General features: G+C 53.1%; 14 protein-coding genes. All 14 read right to left on the reverse strand.

The genetic code is table 11. The annotated features are described in order from the left end of the window. Positions 1-27: 27 nt before the first annotated feature. A complete protein-coding gene (locus tag NST26_RS20305; protein WP_036732948.1) occupies positions 28-1,017 on the reverse strand; it encodes an ABC transporter permease in 990 nt (329 codons plus the stop codon). Then, entirely contained in the window at positions 1,010-1,993 is a 984-nt protein-coding gene (locus tag NST26_RS20310; RefSeq protein ID WP_209869863.1) for an ABC transporter ATP-binding protein, read from the reverse strand. Before NST26_RS20310 ends, NST26_RS20305 begins: the two co-directional genes overlap by 8 nt. Positions 1,994-2,044: 51 nt before the next feature. Beyond that, the gene (locus tag NST26_RS20315) at positions 2,045-2,965 is read right to left on the reverse strand and encodes a GDSL-type esterase/lipase family protein (RefSeq protein WP_340979701.1); all 921 of its coding nucleotides are present in this window, start codon (positions 2,963-2,965) and stop codon (positions 2,045-2,047) included. A gap of 430 nt (positions 2,966-3,395) precedes the next feature. After that, positions 3,396-4,175 (reverse strand): CAP domain-containing protein, encoded by a 780-nt coding sequence (locus NST26_RS20320; RefSeq protein WP_051478722.1) that lies wholly within the window; start codon positions 4,173-4,175, stop codon positions 3,396-3,398. A 248-nt stretch (positions 4,176-4,423) separates the two neighbouring features. Next, positions 4,424-6,385 (reverse strand): WG repeat-containing protein, encoded by a 1,962-nt coding sequence (locus tag NST26_RS20325; protein ID WP_340979702.1) that lies wholly within the window; start codon positions 6,383-6,385, stop codon positions 4,424-4,426. Positions 6,386-7,648: 1,263 nt separating this feature from the next. Beyond that, a complete protein-coding gene (gene mglC, locus NST26_RS20330; protein ID WP_209869871.1) occupies positions 7,649-8,656 on the reverse strand; it encodes a galactose/methyl galactoside ABC transporter permease MglC in 1,008 nt (335 codons plus the stop codon). 109 nt (positions 8,657-8,765) lie between these two features. Beyond that, complete coding sequence (locus NST26_RS20335) at positions 8,766-10,277, reverse strand: sugar ABC transporter ATP-binding protein (RefSeq protein ID WP_209869874.1); 1,512 nt, start codon at positions 10,275-10,277, stop codon at positions 8,766-8,768. A gap of 161 nt (positions 10,278-10,438) precedes the next feature. After that, positions 10,439-11,509: a galactose ABC transporter substrate-binding protein gene (locus NST26_RS20340; RefSeq protein ID WP_340979703.1), complete on the reverse strand. Its 1,071-nt coding sequence runs from the start codon at positions 11,507-11,509 to the stop codon at positions 10,439-10,441. 151 nt (positions 11,510-11,660) lie between these two features. Beyond that, a complete protein-coding gene (locus NST26_RS20345) occupies positions 11,661-12,683 on the reverse strand; it encodes a substrate-binding domain-containing protein (protein ID WP_340979704.1) in 1,023 nt (340 codons plus the stop codon). Further along, complete coding sequence (locus NST26_RS20350) at positions 12,680-14,506, reverse strand: sensor histidine kinase (RefSeq protein WP_340979705.1); 1,827 nt, start codon at positions 14,504-14,506, stop codon at positions 12,680-12,682. Before NST26_RS20350 ends, NST26_RS20345 begins: the two co-directional genes overlap by 4 nt. A gap of 2 nt (positions 14,507-14,508) precedes the next feature. Continuing rightward, positions 14,509-16,158, reverse strand: a complete 1,650-nt coding sequence (locus tag NST26_RS20355; protein WP_340979706.1) for a response regulator — start codon at positions 16,156-16,158, stop codon at positions 14,509-14,511. A gap of 811 nt (positions 16,159-16,969) precedes the next feature. Beyond that, entirely contained in the window at positions 16,970-17,434 is a 465-nt protein-coding gene (locus NST26_RS20360) for a GNAT family N-acetyltransferase (RefSeq protein ID WP_340979707.1), read from the reverse strand. Further along, positions 17,424-18,614, reverse strand: a complete 1,191-nt coding sequence (gene purT, locus NST26_RS20365; RefSeq protein WP_340979708.1) for a formate-dependent phosphoribosylglycinamide formyltransferase — start codon at positions 18,612-18,614, stop codon at positions 17,424-17,426. The genes NST26_RS20360 and purT overlap by 11 nt, the downstream gene beginning before the upstream one ends. 419 nt (positions 18,615-19,033) lie before the next feature. After that, complete coding sequence (locus NST26_RS20370) at positions 19,034-19,966, reverse strand: IS3 family transposase (protein ID WP_340953811.1); 933 nt, start codon at positions 19,964-19,966, stop codon at positions 19,034-19,036. Between the last annotated feature and the right edge of the window lie 5 nt (positions 19,967-19,971).

Genomic DNA, 19,971 nt, shown 5'->3' on the forward strand with positions numbered 1-19,971 from the left:
CAAACGTTTTCGTTCACTTTGTACATTCTAATTCAAAATATCCCGTTTCGTAAAGACGGCGAATGAAATGATTACGGCCGCAAGTCCCCAAATGCCCAGAACCGCCATCGAAAAGCCCAGTGTCATGCCCTCTATCGGCGCGGGAGTGCCCGCTAAATAAGTCGTCAGCTCCATATTGACCATAAATAAATATTTGGCCGCCGTCCAGGCGGAAGCCATATTCGTCAGGATCGTTCCGGCAATCAGCGCCGCCATCATCACTACAATGCTCGCAGCCGTACTGCGGACCAGCACCGACACCATGAAGGCCAGCAGGGCCACCACGATGCTGACATACCAGATCAGCCCGCCCTGCATCAGCAGATACTTCCACTGCTCCACGGCATGAACCTTCGTCATATCCACAGTATCACCGTTTAGCTGGAAGCCTGTAAAGACTGGAACATTGAACCCCTTATAGCCAAAAGCCAGCCCCGATATCAGATAGCTGATTACGAATACGGACAGGACAATCAGCGAGACGAACATCAGCAGCGCTACCATTTTGCTGAACAGTACCTTCCAGCGTCTGACCGGGCGGGTCAGCAGCATTTTGATCGTGCCTGTCGTCCGCTCCCCGGAGACCAGGTCGGAGGCAACCGCCATGATCAGCAGCGGAATGAACAGGGAGACGGAATTATTGACAAACTCCCGGGTGAACGTTACTCCGCTCGGCTCGTTCGGATTCACATCATGGTCCAGATAATACTGCAATTGTTGGAGAAAAATCCGCCGGTACGACTTCCATTCCTCCGGAATCCGGTCGCTGCCGAGCGAATTCTGGTTATCGGTAATCTGCTGCTGGATCTCCAGCCTCCAGTCAGAGTTAAATTTGTCACGGCTGCGCTCGGCTATGCGCATTTGCGCATAGGTAAACATTGGCACCAGCACAAGCAGAATGAGCAGGATGACATAGAAACGTTTCTTTTTAATAATCTTCAGGCACTCATTTCGGATGAGCGGCAGCAGGTTAGTCAATGGCTTCACCTTCCGTTAGCTTCAAGAATAGCTGTTCCAGTGTAGGGTTGATTTTATGCACAGCCCGGACTTCCACCTCTTGTGCAACCAGCACGGCAACAATCTCCGGGATCAGCTCCTCGTCCATCGCCGTAACCAGGGAATTCACGCCCATACCTGCGATGACCGAGTCATCCAGGGTAACCTCGTCCAGATGAAGCAGCGCGATATCCGGCCGCCCGGCCATGATGTCTCTTGCCCGCTGAAGCGGCTCCAGTTCCCACAGGACATACGGTGAGTTACGGGCAACCAATTCATCTACAGCGCCAACAGCGAGTACACGGCCTTTGCTGATAATGGCTACCCGGTCGCACAGCAGCTGAATTTCACTCAGCAGATGACTGGACACAAAGACCGCCAGCCCTTCGTCTGCCAGCTTACGGATGAATTCGCGCAGCTCCTTGATCCCTTTGGGGTCCAGGCCGTTGGTCGGCTCATCGAGAATCAGCAGCCGGGGACGGCCGAGCAGAGCTTGGGCAATACCGAGCCGCTGGCGCATCCCCAGCGAATACGTGCTGACTTTATCCTGGATGCGCTGATCGAGCCGCACGATTTCAACGACCTCGGCAATCCGCTGCTCGTCCACTCCGGGCTGCATACGGGCGAAATGCTGCAGGTTCTCCCAGCCCGTCAGATACGTGTAGACCTCCGGATTCTCGACAATAGAGCCGACGTATTGCAGCGCTTTTTCCGGATTCCGGTTCACATTATAGCCGCAGACGGTAATCGTCCCTTCGCTCGGGCGGATCAGGTCCACCAGCATGCGGATGGTTGTGGTTTTGCCTGCTCCATTCGGACCGAGAAAGCCGAAGATTTCGCCTTTTTTCACATCAAACGTCACATCATCTATAATCCATTTGCGGCCGATTTTTTTACGGACTCCCCGGGCGGACAGGACGACCTCATCCCCCGGTGCCTCATGAATGGTTCTCGCCATCTTATACAGCTCCTTGCCACAGTCATTTCTGTTCAAAAAAAATCATCCGATTCAACGAACTGCTTGTACAATCCGCTCGCTCATCCGCTGATAGCCGTCCCCGTTCGGGTGAAAATGATCATTTGACAGATATTTCGCCAAATGGCGGTCAAACAGGTCAAAGGTCGGGACCAGCGTCATGTTCTGATGCTTGTTGATCATATCCATCGCCGCATTATTCCACGCCGTTACCGCCTGATTACCGGGAATTAGCAGCCCCTCGATATCTCCAAAGGGATTATACAGTCCGATGTAATAGACTTGGGCCTGCGGATTCACTTCTGCAACTGTATCCAGTATGCTGCCCAGCCGTTTGGCGGCCCCAGGCAGAGCGGAGAGAAGCGATTCCGGGGTCAGATCACCTGCAGACGCGGTTGGAACCGGGGTAGTGCCTTCTACCTTGTTATTGGCTGGGGCTTCTGTGCTCTGAGGTACCGCTTGCTCCGAAGGCTTCGCAGAGGCGGCTGCTTGTCCGCTGCTCCCGCCTGTGCCCAGAATATCCGAGCCCCGGAACAGGTCGTTCCCACCGATGGAGATCAGGATGACATTCGCCTGACGCAGCGCGTACTGTACCCCTTCCTCCTGAAGCTTGCTCTGTAAAGCAGCTGTGGTCAAGCCGTTAATGCCCATATTGCCAAGCAGCTCTGCCTTTCCTCCATTGGCCGACAAGGCATCCACGGTCCGTTTAACGAACCCTTGCCCGGAGTTGTCACCGGTCCCTTTGGCCAAAGAATCGCCAAGCGCCAGGATCTTGTATTCGTCATCTGCCGCAGCTGTCGGTGCAGCCGTCTCCTGCGGAAGGGAGGAGAGGAACTGCTCCCCCTTCGGGTTCAGGATATCGCCCACTGCATACACAAATCCTGTAATCAAAAGTAAAGTTGCCAGGATGGACACCAGGCTTACTGTCCTCCAGGTCCATTTGGAATCCTTCAAAGCTATCCCTCCATCTGCCGTACTCTTCTGCCTCTTCCATCATTCACAACATTATTAACTATGTAGATAAACATAATTCTTCTTTGCACAATTTGCAAACCGTAGGGGGGTTTAGGTGGGGGCGCGGCTGCGGGGATTTTGGACTTACGGCCGCTGTTGTCTCCAAATTTATTGAATGAACCGTTATACGGTTAAAATTCGGAGACAAAGGCGGACGCATTCGCTCCTACAGTTCCAAAATCCCCTCCGCCGCTTCACACCTAAACGGTGGAAGCAGTAAGGGCGGCACGATGGCGCTGCGCTGATCGTGCAAGACCGCGGACTGCGGCACGATAGCGCTGCGCTAATCGTATCAAGACCAATATTACTTTAATATCCTAAAAACATAAAAACGCCCCCGGCAATGCCGGAGGGCGGAGTTAACGTAACTTTATTTACCGATGAATTCCTGGACCCAGTAATTATTATCGAAGCCAACACCGATATAGTTGAAATTCGCGCTCAGGATGTTAGCCTTGTGACCCGGGCTGTTCATCCAAGCCGTCATAACTTCCTGAGGGGTCTTCTGGCCCATAGCGATATTCTCACCAGCCGCCTTATACGTAATGCCGAACGCCGACATCATATCGAAAGGTGATCCGTAGGTCGGAGAAGTGTGTGAGAAATAGTTGTTCGAGCGCATGTCCGCAGCCTTCGCCGCAGCCACTTTGTTCAGGCTGTCCAGTGCGGAGACAGGGGCTAGTCCAGCTGCAGCGCGCTCTTTGTTCACCAGTGCGACTACTTGCTGTGTGTAGCTGGAGGCATTATTGCCAACTGCAGGAACCGCAGATGGGGCAGGGGTTACCACAGGTTTTGCAGTGGCAACGGGGGCCGGGGTTGGCTTAGCAGTTGCTGCCGGGGCCGCTGTAGCCACTGGTGCTGCTGTTGCAACCGGCTTAGCCGGAGCTACCGGCTGTGCTGCCGGGGCAGCTGCAGCTGGCGTTGTGTATACAAAGGTTTTTGTGACAGTGTACGTATTGCCACCCAGTACAAAGGTCTTCGAATTGTTCTGTGTGAAATAGTCCATGAGCTGTGCGAAATTCATATCTGATCCGGCTGCCGCAGGGGCACCGGCTGCTGCTGCGTTTGCTTGTAATGGAAGAGAAATGCCAAGCGCCATAACAGCGGCTACGCTTCCACCTATCATTCTTCTCAGAGTCTTGCTTTTCATTCTGCCATCTCCTTAATCTTCGTTGTGGTGTATCATGGGGACAAGGGTGTCTGTCTACATATGTTACAAAGTTGTAATCTGTTCCTAGGTCATTGTAACACAAAACTATCAGCTGTGCGCTTCTAAATTCTGTCATTTTATAGATAGAAAAGGCTTGTACCCTACAGCAGCGGCAAAAGAAAACAGCATTGCCGTCCTTTTCAGGACGGCTGTGTCTATCCTATATATCGGCGATTCTATCGCTTAATTTAATGAAAAGACTGCCAGAACTCCCCTTCGGTCGAGATCAGGCCCATAATCTCAGCATACGGAATGCGGAAGGTTGGAAATCCTGCGGCGTACGGAGCAATCTCATAAGGTGCAAAATACAGGTACAGCGCCTCCGCATCCACATAAAAGGGCTGATCGGCTGTAATGCCTTTATACGTATCAGGGAAAACATAGGAATACTGCGGATCATTCGCAATCTGCTTGCCGACAATGTCACTGAGCTTCTGCACGTATTTACTGCCGGGCTTGAACAGATCGCTGAGCGTGTAGAACTTGCCGGTGCGCAGGTTGATATGCTCATAGATCCGCGTAGGCATGCCGTGTGCAGCGCCGAACGGAAAATGATAACCGCTAAGCTCCAGCACCAGCAGATTCTTGCGGAAGAAGGATACGGCGAAATCTCCCGTATAGCTGAAATCCTGCGTGCCTCCCCCCGTCCCCGCCCCGTATGGGAGCGACAGATTGCGCAGCTTGTCATTCACTGCCTTCGAGACCTCGGCAACCGCGATCCCTTCCACGACCGGATAATAGACCAGATAATCCCGGTTAGGCTTGTATTTCTTCTCCAGCACAGAGTAGGGCGGTCTCAGCGGAATGACCCCGTTTTGCCGCCAGACCTGCTTGCCTTTACGATCATAATAGGAGGTGCGCAGATCAATATCCGCGCGGATCAGGCTGCCGCTGAAGGACAGTGATCCTGAGCCTGCGATGACCGGGGGCTGGGCGGCTTTTTTTCCGCTGGTGTCAATAAAATACGTATCCTTGGCATCATACACCGACGCGAGTCCCTGCTGATAATTGTTCACGCCCAGCAGCGGGTGGGTGCTGAGAATTCTTCCGGTCAGCGCATCGGCGATGACATATCTGGAGCCTCTGTAGGGCTGATCCGCATACAGCGGGGTTCCCAGCGCCACACGGTTCTCTCCCAGCTGCTGCACCTCATAATAGACGGCGGGAATGATCATTTTCCCCTGCTTATCGATCAGACCGTAGGCGTTGCCATAATCAGCGGCTGTGTTAATCACCGCCCGGCCATCTGAGAACGGCAGAGCTGCCGTATACTGCGGCTGGATAGCAATCGTGCCGTCCGTGTGCAGATAACCGTATTTTCCATTCTCCGTCGCCTGAAAGGCCAGCAGCCCATCCCCCGGATACCCGACAAAAGGATGTTTGTACGTATGCAGCACCACGCCATAGAGATCAATCAGCGCATATTCCCCTTCGGCTATTTTGACCAGTGCAGTCCCGTTCGAGAAATCCCCGGCGTCCAGATAGACGGCTGGCAGCACCTCTTTGCCCTGGGCATCCAGGTAGCCATACAGCGAGTTCCCCCCGGTAGTATTCTGCTTGGAGAACAGCGCACGGCCTTCGTGCAGCGAATTCAGATAGTCATAGCGTGCGGACGTCACCTCTTTGCCTTTTTCATCAATAAAAGTGTAGCCCTTCGCATCCGACACCACAGCCCGCCCCTCGGAAAAAGGACCAATAAAATTATAGACCGGTTTGACCCGCTCCCGCCCGGAGCTGTCAATCAGACCGCTGACATTCCCCCGCTGCACCACTGCCAGGCCATTCTCCTGAAACTCCTCCGCATAATCATATCTCGGCTCAATCACAATCCGGCCTTCGTTGTTGATATATCCCCACAGCGTCCCGTCCTTGAGTTTAAAAGGAGCCGGATGCAGCAGCGCTGCCCGCAGGCCTCCCCCGTCATCCGGGAGCACAATGAGCGCCTCCAGGGGCTTTTTGGAGTAATCTACACGGTATAAGCCCGCCTCTGCCGGGATGGTCACGAACAGCTCCTCTTCCGCCCGGATGAAATCCTCCTCCTGCTGCGGAATACACTCATTCCAGCCGATACCGTCCCACCGCCATACCTCCGTCTGAATCAAACCGTTGTCGTTCCCTTTTCCCAGCTCGTTCAGCTTAATCCTCAGCATGTTGTCGTTCTCCTTTACAAAGGCTTTTGCCTATAGACTATGAGAGTGAGGGGGAAAGGGTGTGTCTGTGTCTAGGCGATAATAAAGCGATAAATAAAGCGTTAATTAAAACAGAAAGGCGATGTCGTAACTGCGGTGAGTTTTGGACTTCCGGCCGCTGTTGTCTCCCGATTTCCTGATTTAAACCGCTAATCGCGGTAGAAATCCAACCTAGCTTATGCTTACGATGCGAGCTTTCCTACGGAAAGCTTTCAGGCGGACGCTCCCGCTCCTCCAGTTCCAAAATCCCCTCCGTTACTTCTGCCTTTCTGTTGGTAAAAACACAAACACACCCTTTTGGAGGGTGTGTACCGGGTGAACAAGGGCTGCTGTGCCTGCCCTTGTAAGATGAGAATAATCCTTCTGCCGGGCGGGCAAAAGTTTAATAAAACTTTGTAAAGGATAGAGGCATAAAACACTATTCATAAAATTGGATAAATAAGTAAATTCGCATACGTATCACACCTAACCGCTGTCTGACTGCTAACCTCTTGCCACTCGCTGTCCGCTGGCTGATTGTTAACTCCTTCCCCCTACTGTCTACTATCTGACTGCTAACTACTTGCCTCCCGCTGCCTACCTGATTGCTAACTACTTGCCACTTGCCACCTCTCGCTCCTGCCGCCCACTCCCTGCTATCTGCGCCCCTGGAACAGAATAAAACTATTAATTAGTCACTATTAGCTGCAAAATCCTGCCCAAAATGCAACATTCGGCTACGTATATCGACTTTAAACTAACATTGTTGTATGAAATGCAGCATTTGCTGGGCCTAAAGCCAATTAGAAGAGGAAATGTTGTAATTCGTGCAGCAACTATCCCCAGTTCCCCTGTTTCAGCCAGCCAGAATTGCAATTATTGCAACATTTCACGATCATGTGATATCAGGAGCGGAAGGGAATTGGGAAACGAAGGAGGGGTAGCATCCGGAAGCCCCAAATCCTGCAGGCACGTGTATTCTAATGATTTGGAGCAACGCTGCGACAAATCCGGTCAAGCCAAAAAGCGTTTGCGAGATACCGCAAACGCTCTTTGCCTGCCTTCCCCACCCTTGGTGAGGTGATAGGAGTACCGGAGGGGATTTTGGAACTGGAGGAGCGGGAGCGTCCGCCTTTGTCTCCGGATTTCTACCGCGATTAGCGCGGTTTAAATCAAGAAATCTGGAGACAACAGCGGCCGGAAGTCCAAAATCCCCGCAGGTACGGATCATCACCGAACCCCAAGCTATTTTTTCGATGAATATTTCCGCATATCAAACGATACCGCCGCGATGATGATCAGGCCTTTGATGATCAGCTGGTAGTAAGGGCTGATGCCGATGAAGGTCAGGCCGTAGTTGATCAGGGTGAAGATGATAACCCCGACCAGGACGCCTGGAACGGTACCAATCCCGCCGGTAGTGGATACGCCGCCGACAACGCAGGCTGCGATGGCGTCAAGCTCGTACATGTTACCATAGTTGTTGGTAGCGCCGCCGGTTCGGGCTGCTTCGAGCACACCAGCAAGACCGTACAGGGCACCGGCGATGGCGTAGATGTAGATCAGGTTCTTGGAGACGTTGATCCCGGATACCTTGGCTGCCTGCATGTTGCCTCCGATGGCGTACATGTTTTTGCCCAGCTTGGTTTTGTTGAACAGCACCCAGACTATGGCTGCAACTCCGAGGGCTATAAGTACGATGTACGGGATGGAATATTGGCCGCTGCCGATGAAGCCGGAGCCGATGTTGGTGAAGTCAGGACGCAGACCGCCGATCGGCTGGGACTGGTTAGGGTCCATATCGAAGTACAGGGAGTTCAGACCGTATACGATCAGCATCGTGCCCAGAGTGGCGATAAACGGCGGAACGTTCAGCTTGGAGACGATAATCCCGTTGACGAGCCCGCAGAGCAGACCGGCCACAATGGCGATCAGAATCGGCAGCCAGACCTGCACCTGTGGCAGATCGGGGAAGAAGCGGCGGGAGTAGTCAGGAATCTGCAGCATGGAAGCTGAGATGACAGCAGTGAAGCCGACCACCCGGCCTGCCGACAAGTCGGTCCCGGCGGTGATCAGGATAAAGGCCACCCCGAGCGCAATAATAACGCGTGTGGAGGACTGGATCAGTACATCCCGCAAGGTGTTGATCGACATGAAGCTTGGCTCGTATATGATGATCCCCATAATCAGCAGGATCAGTACGATGTAGATTGCGTTTTGAGTCACGAAGGACTGCGCTCTTTTAATAGTCATAATTGTGTTCCTCCTTAATTGTTACGCGAAGTTTAAGCATTCGTTGCTGAGCTTCTTCAACCTTGCATGTGCCCTATGGTCTTCGCCGTCCTGTGAGTGCAGTTCCTGATTAATGCTGAGCAGCGAGTCGCATTACTTCGGTTTCTGTAGCCTGCGCACCTTCTAATATCCCAGTAAGCCGTCCTTCGGACATCACCATGACACGGTCAGACATCCCCAGCAGCTCAGGCATTTCCGAGGAGATCATAATGATGCTCTTCCCCTGCTTCGCCAGGTCGGCAATGATTGTATAGATCTCGAACTTCGCACCGACGTCAATTCCGCGTGTCGGCTCATCTAGCAGCAGCACCTCAGGCTCAGTGAGCAGCCATCTGGCCAGCAGCACCTTTTGCTGATTCCCGCCGGATAGATTCATAATCTGCGTCTTGGTCGTTGGCGTTTTGGTGCGCAGCTTTTCAATCATTTTATCGACTTCAACCTTCTTCTTGCGGCCGTTCAGCAGCAGATAAGGCGTCTTGTAGCGGTCAAGGTTGGCAATGGCGCCGTTCTCATGCACAGACAGCACCGGGAAAATCCCCGTCACGCGTCGCTCCTCGGTCAGCAGGGCCAGGCCGTGTTTTTTGGCATCCTGCGGAGAATTAATCTTCACCTTCTTGCCGTCAATCGAGATGGAGCCGGATTTTACTGCACGCAGTCCGAACAATGCTTCTATAACCTCGGTTCGCTGTGCGCCGACCAAACCGCCGACACCCAGTATCTCCCCGCGTCTCAATTCGAAGGACACATCCTTGAAGGATCTGGGCTCGGGTGAGGTCAGACCTTCTACCTTCATGAACACCTTGCCTGGAACATTAGTACGCTCCGGGAAACGGTTCGTCAGATCACGCCCGACCATCTTGGAGATAATCAGGTCCGTGGTCAGTTCGGCCGAGGGCCAGGTGCCGATCTTTTTACCATCACGCATAATCGTCACTTCATCGGAAATCTCCAGGATTTCTTCCATTTTGTGAGATATATAGATAATAGCTACGCCTCTTTTTTGCAGGTCCCGGATGATCCGGAACAGATGCTCCACTTCCACGCTGGTTAAGGACGAGGTTGGCTCATCCATGACAATCACGCGGGAGTGAAAAGAGACCGCCTTCGCAATTTCGATGGATTGGATCTTGGATACAGACAGCTTGCCCACCAGTGTTTCGGGATTCAGGTCGATATCCAGATCTTTGAATAAGCTTTCGGTGTCGGTGAACATTTTTTTGTGGTCAATGAACTGAAGCGGCCCGATGCCCTTGGTTGGAAAACGCCCCAGCCAGATGTTCTCCATCACGCTGCGGAAAGGTACAGGGTGCAGCTCCTGATGGATCATCGAGATACCGTGCTTCAATGCTTCGCTCGAACTCGTGATGGAGGCCTTCTGGCCATCCAGGAAGATCTCACCGGCATCCGGTGAATAGATTCCAAAGAGACATTTCATCAGTGTGGACTTGCCTGCCCCGTTCTCGCCCATAAGTGCATGAACCGAGCCCGGACGAACCTTAATGCTGACTCCATCCAGCGCCTTCACGCCGGGAAATTCTTTGGTAATGCCGTTCATTTCCAGCAAAAACTCCGTATTTGCCATGTTGTTACGCCCCCTACGCTTTTTGTCTTTTTCCATGAGAGGCACAGCGGTTCCATCCTGCTCCCTACCCGTAAGGAATTCCGGAGAGCGCATTGCAGCGTCCTCCGGGATTGGTATCTATGATACGTATCTGTATCTGTAGCCTTGCACCTGTTAACGGATTACTTGGCGTCTGCTACGTTGTCTTTGGTAATCTTTTTGTAGGAGATCCATACAAACTGGTTGTCTGTGATGTCGAAGCCTACGTTCTCTTTGGTTGGCGTTTCGCCTTTGGCGAGCAGAGCGGCCAGGGTGATCGCTGCTTTACCTTGGTTGTTGGCATCGTTCAGTACGGTACCGAGCATCGTTCCATCCTGCAAAGCTTGAACCGCAGGAGCTGTTGCATCCACGCCTACAACCGGCATGTATTTGTCGCCGCTGAAGTAGCCTTGAGCCTTCAGGGCTTCGATCGCGCCGAGTGCCATGTCATCGTTGTTGGCCAGTACGGCTTCAATCTTGTCACCATGGGAGCCGAGGAAGGCGGCCATTTTCTCCTGGCCTTTTACACGATCCCACATCGCGGTATCTTCAGCCAGCTTCTCCACCTTGATGCCTGCATCTTCAATCGCCTGGATGGAGTACGTAGTGCGCAGCTCGGCATCCTGGTGTCCCGGTTCGCCCTTCAGCATGACATACTGCAGCACGCCGTCGCCGTTCTTGTCCGCTTCAGGGTGTGCCTTCCAGTAGTCCACGATCAGCTGGCCAGACATGGTGCCGGACTCTTCAGCTTTCGCACCTACATAGTAGACTTTATCCCATTTCTTCATATCTTCCGGCAGCGGCTCGCGGTTCAGGAAGACCACCGGAATGTTCGCTGTCTTGGCTTTGTCGATGATGACGCCCGCAGCGGTGCGGTCTACCGGGTTGATCAGCATGCCGTTATATTTCTTGGTGATGAACAGATCCACCTTATCGTTCTGTGTAGGCTGGGAATTCTGGCTGTCCACGATATCAACAGTGGCAATGCCCTTGGCAGCAGCATCGATGGCGTTGCGGACACCCGTCATGAACGTGTCGTCGAATTTGTAGATCGCTACGCCGACCTTCGGAGTCTCAGTCGAGCCCGAATTCGCCGTGTTAGGCGCAGTTCCTGTGTTAGCAGGGTCAGCCGCCTTGTTATTGTTGCCGCCGCAGCCTGCGAGAGCAGCACCCAGCAATGCACTTGCAAGTAGAACGGAAGTGATTTTTTTCATGTCTAATTGACCTCCTGAGGATATTTCTTTATTTGGGATGATCCCGGTGTCTCCCGGGTACATCCTTATTATGCCCTACGTGAAAACGGTTGCGAATATAAAATCCTACTCATTTCCATGAAAATTCTAATGTTTAATTCTTAAATTTCTGCTACCTTACAAACGGGAACAGCAGCTTCTGATTCTCCGGCCACAGCATATTCTCCAGATCGATGAGCTTGGTGCCGGTGTCCACACGTTCGGGAATATCCATGCCTTCGAGTGCCTCCACGGCATATTTCACCGCCAGATACCCGTTGCTGAACGGATTCTGAATGACGGTCGCCTGCACCGTGCCATCTTGAAGCGACTCCATCATGGAGGGCGAGCTGTCAAAAGCAATCATTTTCACACTATCCCTCTTAAGACCCTGAATCACCCTGGCCGCGCCTTGTGAAGCAATTTCATTCAGGGTGGCAATACCGCGCAGATTGGGATACTTGTTCAGCATCTCCCGGGTCAGATTTTCGGCGTCGGAGGTGCTGGAGGAGGTGTAGGCGATCTGTACGACCTTAACGTTAGGAAAGCGGGCGGCATAATTCAAAAAACCCTTTTCCCGCTCATCTGCATCCCGCGCACCATAGTCGATGCTGCCCGTCTTGCCGGAGTCCGGGGTAAGCGACGAATTGGTGAAGTTAATAATCCCGATCTCGCCATAGCCCTGGAGCAGCTGAATCAGCCGCTCGGCGGACTTCTGTCCGGCCTCGTAGCCGCTCGACCCCACGTAAGTCCGGACCTTGGCCGAGCCAACCTCCGCATCGACGGAGATCACCGGAATTCTGGAATACGCCGCCTGGTCCACGACCTGCGCCAGTCCCATATAGCTGCTGGCCGCGAGTATAATCACATCCGCCTTCTCCTGGATGGAATCCTCTACCATGACGACCTGCTCCTCAATATCACTCTCCGAATCCGGCGCCTTGAACGTCAGATTGACATTGAATTCCTTCGCCGCAGCCTCTGCTCCGAGCTTCAGGGTGTTCCAGTAATCCCCTTTGTTCATCTTGACAATCAGGTGGATATTCCGCGTCTTGCTGGTGCTGATATAGGCTGGCGAGGCATTGAAACAAGAGGACACAGAGATCCACAGCACTCCGCACAGCAGCACGGTGAGCCATACACGCAGGCTTTTCACAGGTTCGTCTCCTCCTTCTGCTCATCCATAGCCTCTCCCGCCGGGCGGGCCGGGAACACAATCGTAACAACCGTCCCCTCTTCCAGCTCACTCTGAAAAGCAAGCCCGTACTCCCGCCCGTAATACAGGCCGATCCGTTCGTGCACATTCCGGACACCGACCCCTGATCCGCTGGTGCTTTTGACGCTTCCGCTTAGAATGCCGTTCATCGTCTCCTTGGACATCCCGAGGCCGTTGTCGCTCACCCTGATGATAATTAGCCCGTCCTGAAGCCCGGCGGTGATCGAGATCAGCCCCTCGTCCGGCATCATTTCGATCCCGTGATAGAGCGCGTTCTCCACGATAGGCTGCAGAATCAGCTTAATCGTCTGGCACTCTAGGACCTCTTCCTGCGCCGTGATCTCATAACGGAATTTATTCCTGAAGCGGAAGCTCTGAATCACCAGGTAATGGCGGATATGGTCCAGCTCTTCCTGGATGGTGATAATATTCTTGCCTTTGCTGAGGCTGATGCGGAAGAATCTGGAGAGCGACTGGATCATGGTGACGACTTCATCCGTTTTGCCGCGTTCTGCCAGCCGGATGACCGAATTCAGCGTATTGTACAGAAAATGCGGGTTGATCTGCGATTGCAGCACCTCAAGCTCACCCTTGCGCTTCGTCTCCTGCTCATAAATGATCTGCTCCATCAGCTGGCGGATACGCTGGAGCATCATGTTAAAGCGCCTCGACAGCTGCTCTACCTCATAGGCTCCGCTAACATTAATCGGCGTATTCAGATCCCCCTCCGCCACCTGCTTCACGGTACGCTCCAGCTTGCGGATCGGGCTGGCAATCAGCCAGGACAGGAAGACCGACACCGCAATCACGCAGACCAGAACAACACCAAGAAACCACGCCAGGAACTGGTTCAGATCCCGCTTGGTGGTGACAATCTCATCGTAATAGGCGACCCCGACAATCTTCCAGCCGGTCTGCGCCAGCGTGCGTACGGTAATAAAGCGCTTCTCCCCGGTCGATTCGTCCAGATAGCTGCGGTAGGCGTATTCCAGCACCGGCTCCACATTCTCATACTTCAGCCCGGCGTAAATGAGCTGCTGCTGCGGATGATAGACGATATTGCCGAGCGGGTCGAGGATGTAGGCATAGCCTCTTTTGCCCAGCTTGACCTGCTTGCTGAGTTCGTCAATCGTTCTGAAGTTGAAGTCCAGCAGCAGCACACCGGTTCTCAGCTCCCCGTTCTCCCTGTATTGAATCAGCTTGGAGATGGAGACCACCCACGTATACCTGCCCTTGAACAAATTCTGGATATGCGGTGCGGAATAGGAGATCTCCGAGGTACGCTTGGCTGTGGTGAACCAGCTCTGGCTCTCCAGCCCTGTGTTCATGCGCATCGTCTGCCCCGGCGTCCCTACAACATACTGCCCCTGCGGGGTAAAAACAGCCACAGACACCAGATCCTCGCGGCTGCTCATCAGTGTATCCATCCGTTCATAGAGCAGCGGGGAATCGATGGAGGGCGTAGAGGTAATCTGCTTCTCGGCGGTCGCAAAAATACTGCCCATCCCCTTCACATACAGCTCCAGGTTATAGTTCACCTGCTCGATGATCTGCTGCATGTTGAGATTGGCATTCTCCTCCGCCGTGTTGGCGAACTTGCCGTACAGCATCACACTTACAATCACGGCCACTGCCGCAGTCACCGCCATGAACGTCAGCATGATGATCAGCTGGATACTCCGCAGCTTCGAGGACAGGCGCAGCCTGCCGCTCTTGCGGGACCCCGGCCGCAGCGGAAAGAAATAACCCCTCGGCTTGTTCATGGCTATTCTCCCCGCGCGCTGTTCTTATACTCTTTGGGGGATTGTCCGTATTTCTTGCGGAAGCAGAAGCTGAAATAGTTCGGGTCGGCAAAACCGATCCGCTCGGCGATCTCGAACGCCTTCAGCTCGGTGGAACGCAGCAGCTCCTTGGCGGCCTCCAGCCGGATCTGCAGCAGATAGCTGACGAAGGTCATCTTCATTTCTTTTTTGAAAATGCTGCTGAAATAGCCTGTGCTGATATGCAGATGCTGGCATACCCTGCCGATGGATATATCGGATTCTTCATAGTGGCTGCGGATATATTCCTTAGCCTGGTCAATGAGCTGCTTGTAGCTCGACTGGCGCTCCGAAGCGATGGAATCCATCAGCCGGCTGCATACGGTAATAATCCACTGCCGGGCTTCTTCCAGGTTGTTGAATTTATTCATATCGCTAAGCGAGGTCAGGCCGGGTCCGATAAAATCATTCGTTCCGCTCCCGGATTCCTTCGCCACCCGCAGAATGGAGGTAATGATCTCCAGCAGGAAGATCTGATAATCCTGCGCCGAGACCTGCTCCGTATCCAGTCCCCGGAACAGCTCGTCCACTACTTCCCGTAGCTCCTGAATGGTGCCCAGCTTGATCGTACGGATCAGCGACTGCTGGGTCAGCTCATCATAGTCCAGCATCCGGCTGGACCGCGATTCCACATCCTCAATCCAGATGACCCGGTTGTTGCCGAGGATCAGCCGGTAATCAAGCGCTTGCAGCGCATCCCCGAAGGAATGGAACAGCATGGACGGTGCCTTGCAGACGGTTCCGGCCCCGGCGGTTACGGTAAACTTTAGGAAGCGCTGAACATTCTGGCAGATCTCTTCGAGAATGGCGAAGGTTCTGGCGGTAATGTCGCTCTCCTCCGGGCTCTGGCTGACCGAGAGCAGCACAACATCATCCCGGTGGATGAATACCTTGCCGAAGCCATGCTTCTGGCAGATCTCCTCCGCGATGTTCAGCACAGCATAGAGCTGGAGATTACGGTCGCCGGTATCCCGCAGGGACACGGGCTGCTGAGCTTGAACGGCGGAAGAATGGTCCGGGCGGATATAATCGATGCTGATCACGGAGGACTGGAAGCATTCACCGGTGAGGGGGATGCCGTACTCTGTGCTTTTCTCGGCGATCTCTGTGGAGCGCAGGCGGCGGGACACGAGGGTAGAGAGGAACTGCTCGCGCAGAACGGGCAGGCTCTTGCGGTAATGCTCGCTCAGCACGAACACATTCTCCTTCTCGGCGATCTCGGTCTCGATCGTGGCGCGAACCTTCAGCAGAACATCAATCAGCTCCTGGGACGAGAAGGGCTTCAGGATATATTCATCAATCTGCAGTTTAATGGCCTTCTGGGCGTATTCGAATTCATCATAGCCGGTCAGAATGATAATCTTCGTATTCGGATGGCGGCTGCGTATCCATTCTGCAAGCTGCAGGCCATTCATGAAGGGCATCTGAATATCAGTAACGACCACATCCGGCAGCAGCCGGTCGATCGCATCCGCCGCCTCCCGCCCGTTCTCAGCCTGCTCAACGACCTCGAAGCCGTACTGCTCCCAGTCAATCTGGGCGATAATGCCTTCTCTTACATCTTCCTCGTCTTCGGCGAGTATTAATTTGTACATGCTTCATCCCTCTTCGGCATAGAATATGGAGGTTCACAGAACTATAATAGCTGATTCAAATGGCCCGATCTATGGTTATATAGACAGGGCTGCGGATCACGTGGGGGGGCACTATAGTGACAGAGATAGTGACTGATTTTGTGACAGCTACAGTGACTGTTATTGTGACAACTGTAGTGAATAGGAGCAATTCACTATATAGCGTGGCCTGATATAACGCAAGCGGAAATTATGTACATAGGTTAGAGGCATTTAAGATTAGGGACACTCAAGATTAGAACTCAAAGCTTGGTCGTCGCTGCGGTGAACATTTGGCCCTCCCGCCGCTGCCCGGTTTGGATTTCTTGATTTTAACCGCTACTCGCGGTAGAAATCCAAACGCAGCTTTTCTTACGATGCGAGCTTTCCTTCGTAAAGCTTTCAGGCGGACGCTATCGCTCCTCCAGTTCCTAATTTCCCCTCCGCTTCTTTAAGTGCTAATTTATATAAACAACAAGTGGATTTTGTATACTTAATTTGATTATTTTAACCAATTAGGCTATTTTAAGTGGATAAATTACATTTATTTCTGCGTATTTACTCATAATGCGGGGATTATGGACGATTAGATGTACTTTTTCCAACTGCTAGTTTGGACACGGGAATTTCGGGCGAAATAGATGCTCTTTTTCCACTAAATTCCGGGGGTAGCCTCGGGGAGAAGGCGGAGCGGGGAGCATTCCCGACAAGCTGCGGCGGGGTTGGCGCGCTATCTCCAAAAAAAACCATCCCGATTACGCCGGGATGGGGATGTTCGGTTACACGTATAGGATTATAGCAGGGTTTTATTGAAGCGGTAGCCTGTTGTCTTTTCAAAGCCGATATGGCGGTAAAACGCATGTGCAGGTGCACGTTCAACGCGATTGCCGCTCCGCAGGAACAGCTGGCAGCAGCCCTGATGGCGTGCCCATTCTTCCGCTGCAGCTACGAGTCTTTTGCCAAGGCCTTGTCCTCTAAGCTCCTCTGCTACGATCAGCGCGGTAATCTCCGTAATACAATCGGCATGCTTGTAGTAGGACTTCACCTGCCGTAAACCGATCATTCCCACAACTTCGTTATTGAGCTCTGCGACGAGTGTGCAGTGGAACTGATCATGCTCCATGCCTTCCATTCTCTCTTTCATCACGCTAAGCGTTGTCGGATAGCCGAATTCACGCAAAAGGGCTGTCACTCTCTCCAGATCATTCATGCCGCATTTGCGAATTTGCAGTACCTGCTCCTGAGTACTACTGTTCATCCTTGTATACCTCCACTTGTAGCTTAGACGCAGCCTGCTTGGCCGTCATCCGCGCGATTTCAATATCTTCCGCTGAACTGAGTGTTACTGCCATCCGCCGTCCCGGGCGGATCTCCGGCTTGCCGAATATCCGAACCTGCGTGCGGGGAAGGGCCAGCGCTTCTTTAATCCCGGTCACCGCAAAAGCTTGTCCGGCTCCATCAGTCTTCAGGGTGGCCGAAGCTCCCGGTGACAACAAACGTACCGCTTCCAGCGGAAATCCAAGAATGGCTCTGACATGCAGAGCAAATTCCGACAAATCCTGCGTAATCATTGTAACCATACCTGTGTCATGCGGCCGGGGGGACACTTCACTGAACAGAACCCCATCCGCGGTGAGGAATAATTCTACTCCAAAAATTCCATAACCGCCAAGCTGATCGGTAACCTTCCGGGCGATGGCCTCAGCCTCTTCCAGCTGCGCCCCGCTCATCTGATGCGGTTGCCAGGACTCTACATAATCGCCATCCTGCTGAATGTGGCCGATCGGCGGACAGAATACGGTTCCGCTAACCGAGCGGACGGTAAGCAGTGTGATCTCGCTCTCAAACGTAACAAAAGCCTCTACGATGACGCGTGTTCCCTTCGCACGAGCGCCTTCGAGCGCCGTATTCCAGCAGCCTTCCGCATCCTCAGGTGTTCTGCACACGCTCTGGCCTTTGCCGGAAGAGCTCATGATCGGCTTAATGACACAGGGCGTTCCCAGCTCCGACACTGCCTGGCGTAGTTCGTCCAGACTGTCAGCGAATCGGTAGGCTGCTGTAGGTAGGCCCAGCTCTTCTGCCGCCAGACGGCGGATGCCTTCGCGGTCCATGGTCAGCCGTGCAGCACGGGCAGTAGGAACAACCAGGAATCCTTCTTCCTCCAGCTCCACCAGCGCTCCGGTAGCAATGGCTTCAATCTCCGGTACAATCAAATCGGGCTTCTCTGCACGGATAAGCTGTTTCAGTGCCTCTGCATCCAGCATGTCCAGTACATAAGAGCGGTGGGCGACGCCCATCGCGGGTGCCGCTTCATAACGATCCACAGCTACGGTCTCTACGCCAAGGCGCTGAGCTTCGATAATGACTTCCTTACCCAGTTCACCGCTGCCGAGCAGCAGCAGCTTTTTACTCCGGGCTGATAAAGGAGCTCCCCACATTGTCGACTCCAACCTCTTTTCGCAAATTTGTCTGCTGACTTCTCTGTTTCTGTAAAATGTCGCAGTTTGATTGTAAATTTTCAGTCTTCTTTATTTTCATCCATCATCCACCAGATTGCAAGCATTCTTCGACATTTTCCTACAAACTTCACAGATGGCTGTTCAACAGACTTGTGAAAACGGTTTTACTGTCCCTTTTAGGGGGCAGCACCATTTCATTGAGAAATACAAGGATATGTTATCAAGTGCATGGAACAAATTCATCCTAACGGATGAATGGGATTACCTGCGCTCCGGCACAATGTATGCTGTTTTTCACATACATTTGAGCCACGCGCCTGCTTAAGAGCACAATGCGGTGCGACCCCCTTATCCCGGAGTCCTCCGTATAAAATCGGTACTTGTTGTAGATATGCTCTTTATTTCGCTTTTTCTCTCGGCCAGAAGAAACTGGAGCGGTCTTCTAGAGTCTGGACCCACTCCGCAAAGGTAACTGGCGGCATGTTCCGAAGGCTTGTATGCATTCTGCGATTGTTGTAAAAGTCCATGTACCGGTCCACCGCTTCATAGGCCTCTTCGAACGTGTCGAAGGCTTCTTTGCGGAATAAATCCCGATCGATATTACTGTGGAACGATTCAATAAAAGCATTTAAATCCGGCGTTCGAGGCGGAATGCGTTCGTGGGTCATTTCCCAGCTTTCACACATGTCGCCAAACAGATGGCTGACGAACTGTGGGCCGTTGTCGGTGCGGATCACCGGGCGTGCGCTGTCAGGGGCGCAGTGTTGCTCCATGGCACGTCCCAGCGTCTGGCAGGCGTGCTTGGCCTCACACGACGATCCGCGGTGGTAGCCGACGATGACACGGGTAAACACATCGATAATGCTCAGGACAAAGAAATGCCTGCCCTGGCCCGCCACGTAACCGTACTTAATGTCCATCTGCCAGAGTTGACCCGCCCCTGTAATGACCCGGTTCTCCGGCAGCTTCCGAGGATGCTTAAAACGCTTGTGACGCTGCGGCTGCAGGATATCCAGCGCCTGACACAGCCGGTAGCTTTTCTTGTGATTGAGCCTCAGCCCGTGCTGGTTCCACAAGCACTTGGCCAGCAGTTTGTACCCGTACACGTGCTCCTCTCCAGCGATTAATTCCAGCAGCCATTCCTGGATTTCCTCGTCGCTAATCTTCTCTCCAGACTCGGTCAGGGAATAGCCGGGTACGGGTCTTCCGCGCCCCTGGGGTACGGCCTGTGCATCCTGCTTCTTGCGTTTCTTACGGTCGTAATACGTAGACTCTGCTAGCCCCACGAGACGTAGTACCAACGCTGCGGTATTCCCCTGCTTAATGAACATGTCGG

This window comes from Paenibacillus sp. FSL R7-0128, from assembly GCF_038002245.1.
Taxonomy (GTDB): domain Bacteria; phylum Bacillota; class Bacilli; order Paenibacillales; family Paenibacillaceae; genus Paenibacillus_AQ; species Paenibacillus_AQ silagei.

What these genes read in the sequence shown, in the direction of transcription:
- NST26_RS20335 (WP_209869874.1), bottom strand. Translation starts at nt 10,277, where the DNA reads ATGGCAAATACGGAGTTTTTGCTGGAAATGAACGGCATTACCAAAGAA.
- NST26_RS20355 (WP_340979706.1), bottom strand. Translation starts at nt 16,158, where the DNA reads ATGTACAAATTAATACTCGCCGAAGACGAGGAAGATGTAAGAGAAGGC.
- NST26_RS20325 (WP_340979702.1), bottom strand. Translation starts at nt 6,385, where the DNA reads ATGCTGAGGATTAAGCTGAACGAGCTGGGAAAAGGGAACGACAACGGT.
- NST26_RS20360 (WP_340979707.1), bottom strand. Translation starts at nt 17,434, where the DNA reads ATGAACAGTAGTACTCAGGAGCAGGTACTGCAAATTCGCAAATGCGGC.
- NST26_RS20370 (WP_340953811.1), bottom strand. Translation starts at nt 19,966, where the DNA reads ATGTTCATTAAGCAGGGGAATACCGCAGCGTTGGTACTACGTCTCGTG.
- NST26_RS20350 (WP_340979705.1), bottom strand. Translation starts at nt 14,506, where the DNA reads ATGAACAAGCCGAGGGGTTATTTCTTTCCGCTGCGGCCGGGGTCCCGC.
- NST26_RS20320 (WP_051478722.1), bottom strand. Translation starts at nt 4,175, where the DNA reads ATGAAAAGCAAGACTCTGAGAAGAATGATAGGTGGAAGCGTAGCCGCT.
- purT (WP_340979708.1), bottom strand. Translation starts at nt 18,614, where the DNA reads ATGTGGGGAGCTCCTTTATCAGCCCGGAGTAAAAAGCTGCTGCTGCTC.
- NST26_RS20340 (WP_340979703.1), bottom strand. Translation starts at nt 11,509, where the DNA reads ATGAAAAAAATCACTTCCGTTCTACTTGCAAGTGCATTGCTGGGTGCT.
- mglC (WP_209869871.1), bottom strand. Translation starts at nt 8,656, where the DNA reads ATGACTATTAAAAGAGCGCAGTCCTTCGTGACTCAAAACGCAATCTAC.
- NST26_RS20310 (WP_209869863.1), bottom strand. Translation starts at nt 1,993, where the DNA reads ATGGCGAGAACCATTCATGAGGCACCGGGGGATGAGGTCGTCCTGTCC.